We start from the raw sequence: 15,964 nt of genomic DNA on the forward strand, positions 1-15,964 counted from the left end.
AAGGGCTAGGTCGCTTATAGAGTCTGCGTTTTAACTTATTTCGTCGCCCCCCCAGCAGCGATATACCTCCAGACCCTAGTTTGCAAGAAGCGGTGGTTTCAAATTTATTGATGGAGTATGAGCAAGGAAAACTTTTAAATCAAACAATAATAATTAACTACCGCTTATACGAGAAACTTAAACATCCTAACCTTGCGGAGCAACTTCGTCCATATATTGTGGATGCAAGTAAGCCAAGTGATGCACGACATACAGCTATTAAGATTACTGAAGTCTGTCAACTGAAGGAACTCCAAAATGAATTGGTTACCTTAGCAACTGATTCGACTGAAACCATTGAACTTAGGATTAGTGCTGTTCAAGCTATTGGGGAGATTGGAGATGAGACGTCAAGACTCAAACTCAAGCCGTTAGCCCTTAATCCCCTTCTAGAGGATGAGCAGGACAGGCTTAAGGGCTATTGCCTACAAGCACTGTGTAATAAGCGCATTTATTTGACAGATGATGAGTTATTTGATTTTTTAGCTATTCCCATTAGTAATTGCTACCGAGTGTTTATCAGCTATACACTTGTACCAATGCTTAAAGAAAAATGGCTGAGGCAACCAAGATTAAAAGCAGATTTTATAAAGAAATATAGCAATAGTGATAAGTTTCTAAACGTACTAATTAACTTAGGAAAATTTGACTCTGATTTCGGATTAGATATAATAGGAGATATCTACCTAAAACCTAGGCTTGCTGATCACGATCAGGATTGGATGCGAGATGAAGTGCTTAGGTCACGATGGGAGAAACTACATAAACATTTTGCCCAGAGAATCTACGATACATTTAATCAAGATAATACAGCATCGATTGATAGGACTATTGAATGGTATTATAAGTTTGCTAATCCAAAATGGATCTCTGAGCAATTTCTTGATTATTTTAATTATAGTGAAGAGGGAGAACAAGCTTCAGAAAAAGCTCGGAATCACCGTCCTCAACAAAAATTATTAGAACCATCTCCTAGAGAGAGAGTTCTGCTTAGATTGAATGAATTAGAAGATGGTAACTTATCAGCTTGGTGGCGGTTGAATATGGAAATGACCCTTGAGCCAGACAGCCGACACTATAATCATGAATTTGAACCTGATTTAACTAAGCTTCCAGGGTGGAAAGAGGCTGATGAACCTACTCGCACTAGGATTATTCAAGGTGCCAAAAACTATATTATAAATCAGAAAGATATAAATACTGATTGGATTGGTAAGAATAAAGTTAATCGGCCAGCATTGGCGGGTTGTAGGGCTTTTCTTTTGCTTCTAAACAAAGCTCCACAGATTCTTGAAACTATTCCATCTGAGACATGGCGCATTTGGGCACCTGTGATCATCGCTTTTCCTCTTGGAAGCGAAAATTATAACAGCTGTTTAGAGTTAGTAAAGATAGTTTACTCAAAGGCTCCTGATCAGGTAATTGAAACTTTGGATATCCTGATCGATAAAGAAAATGAACAGTCTGACTATATATTTATAATTAGACTCTTTGAAAAATGTTGGGATGACTATCTAAGCGATTTTATTTTAAAAAAGGCTAAAAATCAATCCATAAAGCCCCAATGTATGGGGCATCTGTTAGAAGAGCTTCTAAAACATGGATCGGATGAAGCTAGAGAGAAAGCTAGAGAATATCTACAAACATTGAGCTCATTGCCATTGCCTTTGAACAAAGATGAACGTGACAGAGTGATCATTGCCTTAACATTGCTATTCGACTACCACACTGCTGACAGTTGGTCTAGTATATGGTCGATTCTTGAGCAAGAACCAAATCTTGGACGAGAGTTGATTGAGTCAGTTGCTAAGCGCAATTTTTCGTTTTCCAGTGAGTTAAAGCTTAATCTTAATGAGGAACACTTAGCTGATCTATATATCTGGCTGGTTAGGCAATATCCCTATCACGAAGATCCCGATTATAGTAATGGTGAAGTTCATGTCTTGGGTCCAAGGGATAGGGTGGCTAGATTAAGAGATGACATTCTACGGCAACTAAAAAATATTGGAACGCCTGATGCCTGTGAGCAAGTTGAGCGTATTATTGGAGAATTTACTGAACTACCTTCGCTTAAGACAAGCCTGATATCTGCAAAAGAGAGCATGCGTCGTAAATGCTGGAAGGCACTCCAGCCAGAAGAGGTTATTGATGAGATATTAGATCATGATCCCATAGTTATTAAAACTGTGGGAGATAATCAAGCTACATCTAATATAGATAATATAGATAATTGGTATAATGAATGTTATGTTACTAGAATAGAAAATATCAACAATATGGTTGAAAATAATACTATCAACACAGATGGCGGTGATGTCATCACCAATTCCAACAACAATAATAGCGGTAGTGTTAATAACAGCAAAACTATTACTACAAATAAAATCGAAAACGGAAAGGGCAATACTATTAACGTCGCTGACTCTAAAAGCAATCCTAACAGCGTATCTATATGGGTAAAAACGGGTGTGATTATAGGTTGTTTAAGTTTGCTTGTGGCAGTGAGCGTACTATTATTGGGGAATGGGCTATTGAAATAGCCAATAAAAAGCTGTTTTATTTTTGAAGGCTATACTTTGATAATTAATAATATTTAATTATAGCATTTATTGAATTTATGAGGTACGGTTATCAACCTCAAAATCCCCCTTAAAAAGGGGGATTTAGGGGGATCCCTTTGTACCTCATGGGAGAGAAAATGGCTATATAGCGTTTTTAATAGCTATGAGGTACAGAGATTTTTTCCTTATTACCTACTCCCTACTCCCTACTCCCTACTCCCTACTCCCTATTCCCTGCTCCCTTTACCATAGTTTACAAAACTTTACAAATTTCCTCACTAAAATATCCGGGTTGACAAAATAAATTGTGCAAAGCTTACTAGACTCAAGTGCTGTCTATAGCGTTTCTCCATCAGATGTAAACCGAGGAGGTCTTTTTTTATTGTCGAATAAAACTCCGGATCTCTTTCCCCTCTAGCATGCATGCCTCTTACCTCTTGCCTTTTAAAGCAAGAGGTGTGTTTACAACCTAGATAAAAACGCTATATGCCTGACCCCTCTACTCTCCTACTACTAGCCTACAGCCACTGCAAAAATGCCACTGCTAGTCTTGACTACAGTGACAGCATTATCTGCACGCCCACTCAAGAGCCCAACCAATCCCCTCGGCTGGGGAAACCCTCCAAGAGCATCACTGCTCCAGAAGCGATCGCAATTGCTCAAAACTCTCGATTCAGTAATCTCAAAACAGTCCAGGGACGGTCTTTACCAGGAATAAATGTCCCCCCAACACTGCGTTTGGGGAGCAAAGGGGAAGTTGTCACTAGACTACAAACTATACTGCAACAGTTAGGAAACTACCAACAGCCAGTGGATGGTGTATACGGTTCCAATACCTTTGCTGCTGTCTCTACATTCCAGCAAGCACTAGGATTGAATGCGGATGGTATTGTTGGACCAATAACCTGGATAACTCTACAACAATTGCACTCAGAATTCTTATCTGCTACCCAAGAGAGGGAGTTGATCGAGATTTCCCCAAATCAGCCACAAACTAGAGGGGAAGGTCAGGATACTATCATTAATAATTTTATTTCAACACCAGAGTCTGCCTTAGCAAATCAATCGGTTACTTCAACCCCCTTGAACGCCCTCTCCAATAAACCACTATACCGATGGTTGTTTGGCTGGGCAGTGGTATCTCTTGGAGGATGGGGAGTAATTGCGCTACAGATAAACTATCAACGGCTGCCGATTCGGCTGAGGATAGGAAAATCCTCTACAAAAACAGGGCAACCTGAGAATATTGTGCCCAGAGAAGATATAGAAGATAGCGAATCAAGCATCTATTCCATGGATGATTTGCTAACTACCATCAGTGAGAGCGAGATAGACCAATCTTCAACCCCTGAAACGGTCTCTGAAACGGTTGCTATTGAGGAAACTGTAGACCAAAACAATCAAGACTTAAGCTTAGAGAAGTATGGTCTACTTCTGTTCACCAGCCCAGTGGCAACAAGCCCTAATGTTTTACCGATACAATTTGAAGATAGTAATGAAAATAAAGCTAAGCTAAACTTAGCTAAATCCTCTACTTTGTTCTTGCCCTTAGATCAGATTAAATTTAAACAATCCCCACCATCGAGCGGTGAAGATAATCTATCTTTATCAGCTGTTTTGGAATCTTATGAGGAAGGTCTCTACAGTTTTCCCCACCCTTCTATATCCTCCGTTATTCAAGAATTGACCAACAGTGAGTTAGTGGAAGTCGAGGCAGCTAAGGGTGGGATTAAACCTCTCAATAACTTCTTTACTGACCTGTATCGCCTTGCTCAAAACGCTAGCTTACCTGACCAAAACCATCACCAAGATACCAGCACAACTCAGGAAAACGTTCCCCAAAGATCCCAAAACTCTGACCAAGCTGATCAACGTATCCCTGATCAGATCAAACCAGGAACTGTAGTTGGTATCCTATCCCCGACTAATCCAAAAACAGGAGAACGGTATACCTACTCATTAATTGATGATGCTGGCGGGCGGTTTATGTTGAAGGAGAATAAACTGGCTCTTACCGAGCAAAGCTTGATTAATTTCAAAACAGACACCAGCCATACCGTGATTGTCCGTCGCACGGATTCCAAAGGTATCTATGTTGATAAATCCTTTACTCTGCGTTTGAAGGCTGAGAACGAGTCAGCACCTCCTCAGCCCCCGGTTGACAATCAGAAGAAGGTATCCACTGAAACGCGATCGCTTACCACTGTCAGCAGTTGATCAATTCATGATTTACCCAGTAACAGGTAACCCACAACTGATGGCACTAGGAGCAAAGATTGACCTTGGCCAAAAGGCCACGCTACGCGAATGGTCACGCTACGGGATTTTCCTTTGGAACCGCTTCGCGAACGCAAACCTATCAAGACGGCATAGTTTGATAGGGTAACTAAATCAATTGTGATAATTTTTGATGCCATATTCCCTACTCCCGATTCCCGATTCCCTACTCCCTACTCCCTACTCCCTACTCCCTTTGCTATACATAGGTTTAGCTTAGCCGGATGCTACAAGTGGAACACCAGCTATTTTTCTTCGGGTCTTCCCAAGGTAAGCTAGAATTATTAAGAAATCTTTAGAAAAAATTGTAACTGCTGCTACCTATTTCCAGGCGCTGGTATGACTCTCCCAATTCGCAACGTTGCTATTATTGCTCACGTCGATCACGGCAAAACTACCTTAGTTGACGCTCTACTCAAACAATCCGGTATCTTCCGCGAAGGGGAAGACGTTCCAGACTGCGTCATGGACTCCAACGATTTAGAGCGGGAGCGGGGTATTACTATTCTTTCTAAGAATACCGCCGTTCGGTACAAAGACATCCTAATTAATATTGTTGATACTCCCGGTCACGCTGACTTTGGTGGAGAAGTAGAGCGGGTATTGGGTATGGTGGATGGCTGCATCCTAATTGTGGATGCTAATGAAGGACCAATGCCTCAAACCCGATTTGTCCTGAAAAAAGCTCTGGAAAAAGGACTGCGCCCGATTGTAGTGGTCAATAAAATTGACCGACCCCAAGCGGACCCTTATGGTGCCATCGACAAAGTGCTGGATCTGTTCCTAGAATTAGGAGCAGACGATGACCAGTGTGAGTTTCCCTACCTATTTGCCTCCGGTCTACAAGGCTACGCCAAAGAAGATTTGGACGCAGAAGCGGTAGATATGCAACCACTGTTTGAAGCGATTTTGCATCATGTCCCGCCACCAGTAGGAGACCCTGCCAAGCCGCTACAACTACAAGTCACCACCTTGGACTATTCCGAGTACCTAGGTCGCATTGTGATTGGCAGAATTCACAACGGAACCATTAAGGCCAGTCAACAAGCTGCTTTAGTTAAGGATACTGGGGACATAGTTCAGGCAAAAGTTACCAAGTTGATGGGATTTGAAGGACTCAAGCGAGTTGACCTAAAAGAAGCATCAGCTGGTTATATCGTGGCGGTAGCTGGGTTTGCTGATGCCAATATTGGTGAAACCATTACTTGTCCCAATGAACCCCAAGCTTTACCCCTAATTAAGGTAGATGAGCCTACCTTGCAAATGACCTTCTGCGTGAATGATTCCCCCTTTGCGGGTAAGGAAGGGGACTTTGTAACTTCGCGACAATTACGCGATCGCTTATTCCGAGAATTAGAAACAAACGTAGCACTACGGGTAGAACCCACTGACTCCCCCGATAAATTCCTAGTATCTGGTCGTGGAGAGCTACACCTGGGTATTCTGATCGAAACCATGCGTCGCCAAGGATATGAGTTCCAAGTTTCCCAACCCCAAGTCATCTACCGGGAAGTCAATGGTCAACCTTGCGAACCCTTTGAATATCTAGTGCTAGATGTGCCAGAAGAAGCCGTGGGTAGCTGTATCGAGCGTTTAGGACAGCGCAAAGGGGAAATGCAAGATATGCAAGTGGGTGCCAATGGTCGCACCCAAATCGATTTTGTGATTCCTGCCCGTGGCTTAGTTGGTTTCCGGGGGGACTTCCTTCGCTTGACCAAAGGTGAAGGGATCATGAATCATAGCTTCCTAGAATATCGTCCCATGACTGGGGAATTAGAAACTCGCCGCAATGGAGTAATTGTAGCCTTTGAAGAAGGGATGGCTACCTTCTATGCCCTGAAAAATGGAGAAGACCGTGGTGTATTCTTTATTAAACCAGGCACTAAGGTTTACAAAAACATGATTATTGGGGAACACAATCGTCCTCAGGATTTAGATCTAAATGTCTGTAAAACTAAGCAGTTAACTAACCATCGTTCCGCCACTGGGGATGAATTAGTGCAGTTACAAGCCCCAATGGAGATGAGTTTGGAACGGGCTTTGGAGTATATTGGACCCGATGAACTGGTGGAGATTACACCTCAGTCAGTTCGTTTGCGGAAGCTGTCTAAGAAGAAGTTGGCGAAGCAAGGTAAAAGGTAAGAATTGAGAATGTAGAATTTAGAATGTAGAATTTAGAATTTAGAATTTAGAATGCATTCTTAATTCTAAATTCTGACAGACAACCTCCTAACCTTCATTCATCCAATCACGAGCCGAGGCGGAAGCATCTATACCACCAGTGCGCATCTGGCGTATCAAAGCCTGGGGATCAGGAGACACTTTAAGGGCTTCGGTGGGTGTGATTTTTTCATCAATTAGGTAGTTGTAGAGAGCCTGATTCATAACTTGCATTCCTTCAATGGTTTCAGTTTCCATCAGTCGGAACACATCCCCATCTTCTCCCTTAAGCAGGTAATCCTGTACAGTTGGGGTATTGATTAAAATGTCATGAACCGCAATCCGACCCTTATCGATGGTTGGTACTAAGAGTTGGGCAATAACTGCCAACAGGGACTCAGCAATCTGGATGCGGATCGCTGACTGTTCATCAGGATTGTAGAGATTCAACAGACGGTTAATACTGCTGATGGCATTGCGAGTGTGTAGAGTACCCAAGACCAGATGACCGGTTTGGGCAGCTTGCAGGGCAGTATCAACTGTGATGCGATCGCGCATTTCCCCAATTAGAATTATATCGGGATCCTCCCGTAACACAGACCGCAGAGCGTGGTGAAACTCATGGGTGTGTAATCCCACTTCTCGCTGACTAATCAGGCACTTTCGGGAGCGGTGGACATATTCAACCGGGTCTTCAATGGTAACAATATGTTTGTACTCTGTTTCATTGAGATGGCGAATCATCGCCGCAAGAGTCGTTGATTTACCTGATCCTGTCGGACCGGTAACTAAAATAATTCCCTGACCCTTGCTAACTATTTTTTTTAAAACTTGCGGTAGAGTTAAATCATCGATTGAAGGAACATCAAGGCTGATTAATCGCAGCACAATGGCTCCGCCGTTTAGGGAGTCAAAACAATTCACCCGACAGCGCACTAAGCCAGGGTAAAAAATAGCAGTATCCAGTTCTTTGGCTTCAGCAAACTGCTTCCTCTGAGCCGGAGTGAGAATCTCATTGAGGTATGCCTCAAAGACTTCCACTGTGACCTTGGTATGACGTTTAGCCACATACATCTTGCCCCGAATCCTAAATCTGGGGACCTGTCCCACTCGAATATGAATGTCAGAAGCTTTGTGACCATGAGCCTCTGCGACGATTTGCTCGATAGAAGGGGGATGGCTAAGGTTCGAGTTAAGTTCTACTACTGGTTTAAGTGGTGATGGTAAAGTTTGAGGCTCTTGATCAATTTGCACTCCTACACCAGAATTCGTGTTCTTCATATGATGTACCTAGGGATACCCTTGCTGGACTGATCAGGTCGGGGCGTTGATGTTTGCTGATCTTCTTGTTGGCAGTGAATTTCGGTTGCTTGTGATCCAACCAAAGAACTGTCAACCCTAGAGAAATTTTACTTTATATAAAAAGTTTTCACACTAATCCAGCTAGGTTTTTGATATTGCTGTCAGACATCACCTAGATATGATATACTTAAATGCCACGGATTAGTATGATAGCCTTAGGTACCGAACTTAAGCGTAAGTATTCAGCTATCAGCGGTCAGCCGTGAGCTAAAAGCTCACGGTACTTGAGGTGCCCTCAACGGGTCGCACCTCTGCATCGCTTATTCCATAGCTGCTCGCGTAGCGTATCCGTAGCGCATTAGCTGATAGCTAGCTGATAGCTGACGGCTAAATGCTTACGGCAGAAGGTAGAAGGCAGAAGGGACGAGATTTGGAGCTAGTTTTTAAAAAGTCCAGTGATTTTACGAATAATTAATTGCTTTAGTTAAGTTAAAGGAGTTAATTTAAACTAGGGAATTGAGCTGATGGAGTGAATTTTATAAAAAGGTTTACTGGACAAGATATTTTGATTTTGATATTGATTTTTAGCAGTTTAATCCATGATATTCCATAGTTTTAATTCCATCAAAGCGTTCAATTAACCCAAACCCAGTTCCCGTTTGAGCAGATTAATCGACTTGCTACCAATATAGTTTTCACAACGGATCAGCTTGGGTGGTCGAATAATATCTTCACGAGCGGCTAAGATGGCCTCTTTAACAGTTTGATAACTTGCTTGATCGCTAATAATTATCTGGGAACTACGAACCAGAGCTTTTAGTTTGTAGTTGTCCTTGATTTGAGCCGTCATCACTAACAACTCATCTCCCCGTAGACTATGGATAATAATTTCTACTATTTTTAAAATCCCAGAACTGATGCTAACCACTCCTAAACGGCTACCTTTGGAGAGATTCTTAATTAGCTTAATTTCTGGCTCATAGTCATAAATATCAACAGGGATGACACGGACAGATTTAGGGGCAACAATCCCTTCTGCTTTACCGATAAAATAGCGACTAGTAACTACTGTCGCCGAGTGAGTTTGATCCAAAGCTTCCGAGAGTTCTTCCATTGGCACCAACTGCACCGGGATTCCCAAGGATTGTTCTAACTCCTGCACCATCAATTCTCCAGCACCAATGTCTCGTGACTCTACTGTCACCAGTACCCTAGCGCTACACCGTAACCGCCAGTCAATCTCCGACAAAAATAGTTCCCTAGCTTGGTTAAGGGAGCAACCTTGTCCGAGAAGTTGATTGAGGCTATCTTGAACAACCTTGTAAGCTTCGGGGGAAAACTGGTTAAGAATGCCAACCTGACGTCGATTACCCCCTTCATGACCCTGTGCCTTAACATAAATGCCTGACCCAGCATGGGACTCTACTAGTCCTGTTTCTTCTAACTGCCGATATACCTTGCTGATGGTATTGCGGTGCAAACCCGTCTCCATGGCTAGCTGACGAGTACTGGGCAGTTTATGACCTGGGGAATATTGTCGGGATGCGATCGCAAACTGAATTTGGTCAAATAGCTGCTTCGAGGCAGGTATTTCACTATCTTGTTGAATATGATACTGAACCATTACAGAGTCTCCAAAATCCCCTGTTTATCACTATTATATGGTAAATTTTATATTTTAAACTTTTCGTTCAAATTTTGCTATCCACTTCAGCTATAATGTAAGCATTCAGCTATCAGCCGTGAGCTAAAAGCTCACGCGTGCGCGTTCAGCGGTCAGCTTAAAATAAGATTTGGGAGAATTTAATAGTTCGAGATTTTATCGAATTCAAAGTCTCGGTAGTAAGGATTCAGCCGTCACCTGATAGCACCTCAAGTAGCTTGCGCGTAGCGCATTAGCTGATAGCTGATACCATCTCAAGTAGCACCATCTGTAGAGCCTAGGCTGATAGCTGAACCCTAATAGCTTATCGCTGATACCTAATAGCTTATCGTTTAAAAATTAGCTAATTATAACTAAGTTAGCTCCAAAATAACTAAGTCAATAAAAATCAATAAAAATCAATAAAAATTAATATATTTTTAATTTATACTCTGGACTATACTGAACTATCCAATTAAGTAAACTAGTTAATTAACTTATTATTTATTTATTAAATACAGGTATAATTTAGAGTTAAGCTACTGCTGTAGAATTGGCGCTGAATTCAGAAAGCCAAGAAAACCTTTAGCTTAGCATCTATAATTGCCAAGCAATAGCTTCACATCCTTCCAAATCGATTATGACACATAGGGAAATTCGTACCATTACCGTCAAGGTGGTCAATGGTGATCTAGACATAGCAGCTTACCTGGCAATGCCGGTGGCAGAAAGACCTCTTCCTGGAATTGTGGTGCTGCAAGAAATTTTTGGGGTGAATGGCCATATCCGGGATATCACAGAACGGTTTGCCAAAGAAGGCTATGTTGCGATCGCTCCCGCACTCTATCAACGCCAAGCCCCAGGCTTTGAGACAGGTTACACCACTGAAGACATTAACATTGGCAAGGAATACAAGGCACAAACCAGAGCAGCTGAACTGCTGGGAGACATACTCGGGGCCATCGATTACCTGAGGAGTCAAACCCCTGTGCAAGATAACTCCATCGGCTCTATTGGCTTTTGTTTCGGGGGTCATGTTGCCTATCTGGCTGCTACCTTACCCGATATTAAAGCTACTGCTTCGTTCTATGGCGCTGGGATTACTACTATGACTCCTGGCGGTGGTGAACCAACTATTACTCGCACACCAGAGATTAACGGTACACTCTATGGTTTCTTTGGCATGGAAGATGCTAGCATTCCAGCAGAAGAGGTTGATCAGATTGAGGCTGCTCTTGAGAAAAATAAAATTAATTATCGTGTCTTTCGTTACGATGGAGCAGACCACGGATTTTTCTGCGACCAACGGGCTAGCTACAATGAAAAAGCAGCTACAGATGCTTGGCAAAACGTTTTGCAGCTCTTTAGGGAAAAACTTAACTAAATGGTCTTGCTTTCCAACTTTTTAACCAGCTGATCCCATATCAGAAATCATTACTGATTTAAAACCGTTAATTATCATGAATTCGAAATCAACCTCTTCCACCACCAGCAATTCATCCTTTTCTATGGATGATTTTGCTCAAGCCCTAGAAGAATACGACTATGAGTTTAAACAGGGACAGGTGGTACGTGGCAGAGTAAATAACTACGAAAGCGATGGTGCTTATGTAGACATCGGTGGTAAGTCCCTGGCTTATCTACCAATTCGTGAAGTTTCCTTAGAATCGGATCAGGATTGGTCGGAAGTACTGCCCTTGGATGAGGAAATGGATTTCCTGATTATTCGGGAGCAGAATGCCGATGGTCAAGTTACCCTTTCCCGGCGTCAGCTGGAGATTAAGCAGGTTTGGGATGATTTAATGGAACTCCAAGAGAATGGAAAATCATTAGATGTCCGGGTTTCTGGAGTGAATAAAGGTGGTGTCACCGTGGATGTGCGCGGATTGCGGGGATTCATTCCGCGATCGCACTTGAGTCAGCACGACCATCTAGATTCCTTGATTGGTCAGAAACTAACAGTCACTTTCCTAGAAGCTGACCGCGATCGCAATAAGCTAGTGCTTTCTCAGCGGGAAGCTGTGCGTGCTGCTACTTTCTCTGAGCTAGAAGTGGGACAATTAGTGGAAGGTAAAGTAGCTGCGATCAAGCCCTTTGGTGTGTTTGTGGACTTTAATCAAACCAATGGCTTGCTACACATTAAGCAAGTAAGCCAAAGTTTTGTTGAAGACCTCTCCAAGGTGTTTGAAATCGGTCAAGTGATCCAGGTAATGATTATTAACTTGGATGAAGGCAAAGGTCGTATTTCTATGTCTACCAGGGTTTTAGAAAATTACCCAGGAGAAATGCTCGAAAAGATGGCAGAGGTAATGGCTAGTGCTCCAGCTCGTGCTGAACGTGCTAGGCAAAAACTATTACAAGCATAAGTTAGGTCTTTTTAATCGATAATGTTTTTTGTTTCTTGTTGACTGTTAACTGTTAACTGTTGACTGTTGACCGTTGACCGTTGACCGTTGACCGTTGACCGTTGACTGTTGACTGTTGACTGTTGACAGTAAACCAAGAACTGTAAAATACCTCATGAATCAAAACAATAGCCCAATCCATACCCTTACCGTAGATATTGGTGGCAGTGGCGTTAAGGTGATGGTATTAGATGAAGTGGGTAATCCCATCACCCAACGTAGTCGCTTAGAAACACCCCAACCTCCTAAGCCGGATGCTATTATTCATGCGATCGCATCCCTAGCTCTCGGACAAGGGAATTTTGAACGGGTATCGGTGGGATTTCCTGGAGTGGTGCGCAATGGGATAACCTATACGGCGGTAAACCTTGATCCTGATTGGCAGGGATTTGATCTGGCTACTACCCTATCTCAACGCTTAGGCAAACCGGTGCGAGTAGCTAATGATGCCGATGTCCAAGGATTAGGAGCAATTACTGGCAAGGGAGTAGAATTGACGATTACCCTAGGCACAGGGTTTGGTTCTGCTTTATTTGTGGATGGCAAGCTGGTGCCAAATCTGGAAATGGGACACCATCCTTTTCGTAAAGGGGAAACCTACGAAGAACAGTTGGGGCGAGCGGCCTTAGAGAAAGACGGTAAGAAGAAATGGAATAATCGTCTCAAAAAAGCGATCGCATGCCTGGAGCGTTTGTTTAATTATAATTACCTTTACATTGGTGGTGGTGAAGCCAAAAAAATTAACTTTGAGCTACCCCCCAATGTAAAAGTAGTGCCCAATGTTGCTGGGTTATTGGGGGGTATTGCTTTGTGGCGGGATTAGAAAAAACCCTTAAATACTATCGCCTATCGCGCTAAATACTAGAAGTAAGCTATCAGCTATCAGCTATCAGCTATCAGCATATGCTTATGATGGACTTTTCCCCAGACTTTCAATTCTCATTAATATCGAACTCTTAAATTCTATGGTTTGCCCATTGCGCATTGGCGCACGCTACGCTGGGTTTATTTTAAGCATTAGGCTGACCGCTGACCGCTGACTGCTGTTCGCGCAGCGTGCGCGAGCGCGCATATGCTTACTACTAGAGTGCTAAGCTATAGCTTTTCCTGCATAAACCTGTGTTACAAATTCCCCAATTTTCTGCTGATATTCGGAAGTAGCAACAGTGGTCAAATCATTGTGACCTGCATCAGGAACTAGCCAAAGCTGTTTAGGAACTGTAGCAGCATCGAACAAGACTTGACTCATCCTAGCAGGCACTGTGGTATCATTAATGGCATGGATTAAGAATATAGGTGTTTGGATTGACTTGATTTTACTAATTGAGTCAAACCGCTGGGTAAGCAGAAGATTGATCGGCAAGAAACCATATTTTCCCTCATAATATGCCATATCCCGCATGGAAGTAAATGAGCCTTCCAAAATCAAGCCTGCCATTTCTGGATTACGCACCGCTAGATCAATCCCGATTGCTCCCCCTAAGGAATAACCATAGACAAAAATATCTTGGGGATTGATGCCTCGTTGTTGGACTAGATAATCCCAAGCTACTTGAGCATCTTGATAAAGTTGGGATTCCCTAGGAAATTTCCCCTCGCTGCAACCATAGCCTCGGTAGTCAATCAGGAGCAGCGATAAACCGACCTGATGTAACCGTTGGGCAATTTCAAGATATGACCCAATATTACAGGCATTACCGTGCAGATATAGCATCACCTTACTGTCTGGTGAGTCAGAGGGAATCCACCAGCTGTGAATTTTCTCAACTTTCCCCTTATTGGATATTGGTAACCAAACCTCTTCGTAAGGCAAACCAAAGTCAGCTGGTGTATTTTCAATTCCTGAGGAAGGACAAAATATTAGCCGATTTTGCAACAGCAACACGGAGGTACAGACTAAGGCGTAAGCGATCGCTATAAATCCTGCAACAATCAACATAATCAATTATCGTCATACTTCATCCTTCATCCTTCAAAACCGGTTGGCTTAGATGCCATTCGGTTGCTTGTTCATAAGCATAACCTACTTGAAATAGCTGGTCTTCCCGCAATACATTACTAATCAACTGTATCCCAATTGGTAATCCCTGTTCATCAAAGCCACAGGGTATACTCATACCTGGTAACCCAGCCAGGTTAACTGGAATAGTCATCAGGTCAGTCAGATACATACTTAAGGGGTCTTCTGTCTTTTCCCCAGCTTTAAACGCTGTGGAGGGAGCTGTGGGACAAACTAGCACATCGACCTTGTCAAAGGCTGCTTCAAAATCCTGTTTAATCAGAGTACGAACTTTTTGGGCTTTGAGATAATAGGCATCATAGTAACCAGCGGATAGGGCATAGGTTCCTAGCATAATCCGGCGCTTGACTTCTGCACCGAACCCTTCAGCACGGGTTTTGGTGTACATAGAAAGGAGATTGTCAGCATCTGATGCCCGTAAGCCATATTTAACCCCATCGTAGCGAGCTAGATTGGCTGATGCTTCTGACGGAGCAATAATGTAGTAGCAAGGCAAACCATACCGGAATCGGGCACAGGAAATTTCCTGAATCTCAGCACCTAAGTCTTTAAGCTGATCAATGGCTTTAGTGACTGCTTTCTCTACTACTGGGTCTAAGCCTTCACCAAAGGTTTCTGTGATAATGCCAATCTTAACTTTACCGTTGGATTTTAGGTCTGGTTTCAGGAATTGGGTATAGTCGGGAATGTCTACTTTGAGGCTGGTAGCGTCATTGGGGTCATATCCTGCGATCGCATTCAGTAAAATAGCGGCATCTTCTACAGTGCGAGCAAATGGTCCAATTTGATCTAAGGACGACGCGAATGCTACTAAACCATAGCGCGATACTAAACCATAGGTCGGTTTCATCCCAACTACTCCACAGTAAGAAGCCGGTTGACGAATAGAACCACCGGTATCAGAACCGAGAGCAATGGGACATTCTCCAGAAGCTACTGCTGCCGCCGAGCCCCCCGAGGAGCCGCCGGGGACATGGGATAAATTCCAAGGGTTTTTAGTAAGTTTAAAAGCCGAGTTTTCCGTAGAACTCCCCATGGCAAATTCATCCAAGTTGGTTTTACCTACCATTACTGCCCCAGTATCTTTCAGTTTTTGGGTCACTGTTGACTCGTAGGGTGGGACAAACTTGGCCAGAATTCGGGAGCCGCAGGTGGTGGGAATCCCTTGGGTACACATATTGTCTTTGATGCCAATCGGTATACCGGCTAAGGTCGGGAGCTCTTCACCAGCTGCGATTTTCGCATCTACTTGACTGGCCTGTTGTAGAGCATAGTCTGAGGTGATGTGGAGGAAGCTTTGGACTTGAGGCTCTAGGGCTTGAATCTTATCTAGGGCTTCTTGGGTGATTTCTACAGCTGAGCGTTCTTTGTTGATTAGCTGTTTATGCAACTCGCGGACGGTGTCCATGCTTACTACCTTTACTGACTTAACGATTTCAACTCTAAGTATTCTGGCAAAAAATTCAGTGATTAGGGGTTTGGGCTCAGGCTTTAGGAAAGGGAGTCGGGAGTCGGGAGTCGGGAGTCGGGAGTCGGGAGTCGGGAGTCGGGAGTCGGG

The 15,964-nt window shown here is 43.2% G+C and carries 13 protein-coding genes; 9 read left to right on the top strand and 4 right to left on the bottom strand.

What is annotated here, in order from left to right; genetic code table 11:
- Positions 1-92: 92 nt before the first annotated feature.
- The 6 genes from BJP37_RS04385 to typA all read left to right on the top strand — a co-directional run bounded on the left by BJP37_RS04385 (position 93) and on the right by typA (position 7,019).
- The gene (locus BJP37_RS04385; protein ID WP_158069411.1) at positions 93-2,579 is read left to right on the top strand and encodes a hypothetical protein; all 2,487 of its coding nucleotides are present in this window, start codon (positions 93-95) and stop codon (positions 2,577-2,579) included.
- A gap of 184 nt (positions 2,580-2,763) precedes the next feature.
- Positions 2,764-2,904, top strand: coding sequence for a hypothetical protein (locus BJP37_RS38455; RefSeq protein ID WP_158069412.1), 141 nt, complete (start codon positions 2,764-2,766; stop codon positions 2,902-2,904).
- Between the two features lie 182 nt (positions 2,905-3,086).
- Positions 3,087-4,817 (top strand): peptidoglycan-binding domain-containing protein, encoded by a 1,731-nt coding sequence (locus tag BJP37_RS04390; protein WP_075896786.1) that lies wholly within the window; start codon positions 3,087-3,089, stop codon positions 4,815-4,817.
- Between the two features lie 7 nt (positions 4,818-4,824).
- On the top strand, positions 4,825-4,986 hold the full coding sequence (locus tag BJP37_RS38460; RefSeq protein ID WP_158069413.1) for a hypothetical protein: 162 nt from the start codon (positions 4,825-4,827) through the stop codon (positions 4,984-4,986).
- Between the two features lie 11 nt (positions 4,987-4,997).
- Positions 4,998-5,156 carry a hypothetical protein gene (locus BJP37_RS38465; RefSeq protein WP_158069414.1) on the top strand — a complete coding sequence of 53 codons (159 nt, stop codon included), beginning with the start codon at positions 4,998-5,000 and terminating at the stop codon, positions 5,154-5,156.
- Between the two features lie 60 nt (positions 5,157-5,216).
- Positions 5,217-7,019 carry a translational GTPase TypA gene (typA, locus tag BJP37_RS04400; protein ID WP_075896790.1) on the top strand — a complete coding sequence of 601 codons (1,803 nt, stop codon included), beginning with the start codon at positions 5,217-5,219 and terminating at the stop codon, positions 7,017-7,019.
- A gap of 87 nt (positions 7,020-7,106) precedes the next feature.
- On the opposite strand, the gene BJP37_RS04405 is transcribed toward typA, so the two are convergent.
- Together BJP37_RS04405 and BJP37_RS04410 are read right to left on the bottom strand one after the other, a co-directional pair.
- Positions 7,107-8,318 carry a type IV pilus twitching motility protein PilT gene (locus BJP37_RS04405; RefSeq protein WP_075896792.1) on the bottom strand — a complete coding sequence of 404 codons (1,212 nt, stop codon included), beginning with the start codon at positions 8,316-8,318 and terminating at the stop codon, positions 7,107-7,109.
- Between the two features lie 658 nt (positions 8,319-8,976).
- On the bottom strand, positions 8,977-9,963 hold the full coding sequence (locus BJP37_RS04410) for a GntR family transcriptional regulator (RefSeq protein WP_075896794.1): 987 nt from the start codon (positions 9,961-9,963) through the stop codon (positions 8,977-8,979).
- Positions 9,964-10,621: 658 nt separating this feature from the next.
- On the opposite strand from BJP37_RS04410, the gene BJP37_RS04415 reads away from it, so the two are divergent.
- The 3 genes from BJP37_RS04415 (at position 10,622) to BJP37_RS04425 (ending at position 13,209) form a co-directional block, all read left to right on the top strand.
- Positions 10,622-11,365 carry a dienelactone hydrolase family protein gene (locus tag BJP37_RS04415; protein WP_075896796.1) on the top strand — a complete coding sequence of 248 codons (744 nt, stop codon included), beginning with the start codon at positions 10,622-10,624 and terminating at the stop codon, positions 11,363-11,365.
- Between the two features lie 76 nt (positions 11,366-11,441).
- Entirely contained in the window at positions 11,442-12,347 is a 906-nt protein-coding gene (locus BJP37_RS04420; RefSeq protein WP_075896798.1) for a S1 RNA-binding domain-containing protein, read from the top strand.
- A gap of 154 nt (positions 12,348-12,501) precedes the next feature.
- A complete protein-coding gene (locus tag BJP37_RS04425) occupies positions 12,502-13,209 on the top strand; it encodes an ROK family protein (protein WP_070391246.1) in 708 nt (235 codons plus the stop codon).
- A gap of 267 nt (positions 13,210-13,476) precedes the next feature.
- On the opposite strand, the gene BJP37_RS04430 is transcribed toward BJP37_RS04425, so the two are convergent.
- Positions 13,477-14,325: an alpha/beta hydrolase gene (locus BJP37_RS04430; protein ID WP_075896800.1), complete on the bottom strand. Its 849-nt coding sequence runs from the start codon at positions 14,323-14,325 to the stop codon at positions 13,477-13,479.
- A 19-nt stretch (positions 14,326-14,344) separates the two neighbouring features.
- The gene (gene gatA / locus BJP37_RS04435) at positions 14,345-15,814 is read right to left on the bottom strand and encodes an Asp-tRNA(Asn)/Glu-tRNA(Gln) amidotransferase subunit GatA (protein ID WP_075896802.1); all 1,470 of its coding nucleotides are present in this window, start codon (positions 15,812-15,814) and stop codon (positions 14,345-14,347) included.
- Positions 15,815-15,964 lie beyond the last annotated feature (150 nt).

The organism is Moorena bouillonii PNG (assembly GCF_001942495.1).
In the GTDB taxonomy this organism is placed as follows: Bacteria; Cyanobacteriota; Cyanobacteriia; order Cyanobacteriales; family Coleofasciculaceae; genus Moorena; species Moorena bouillonii.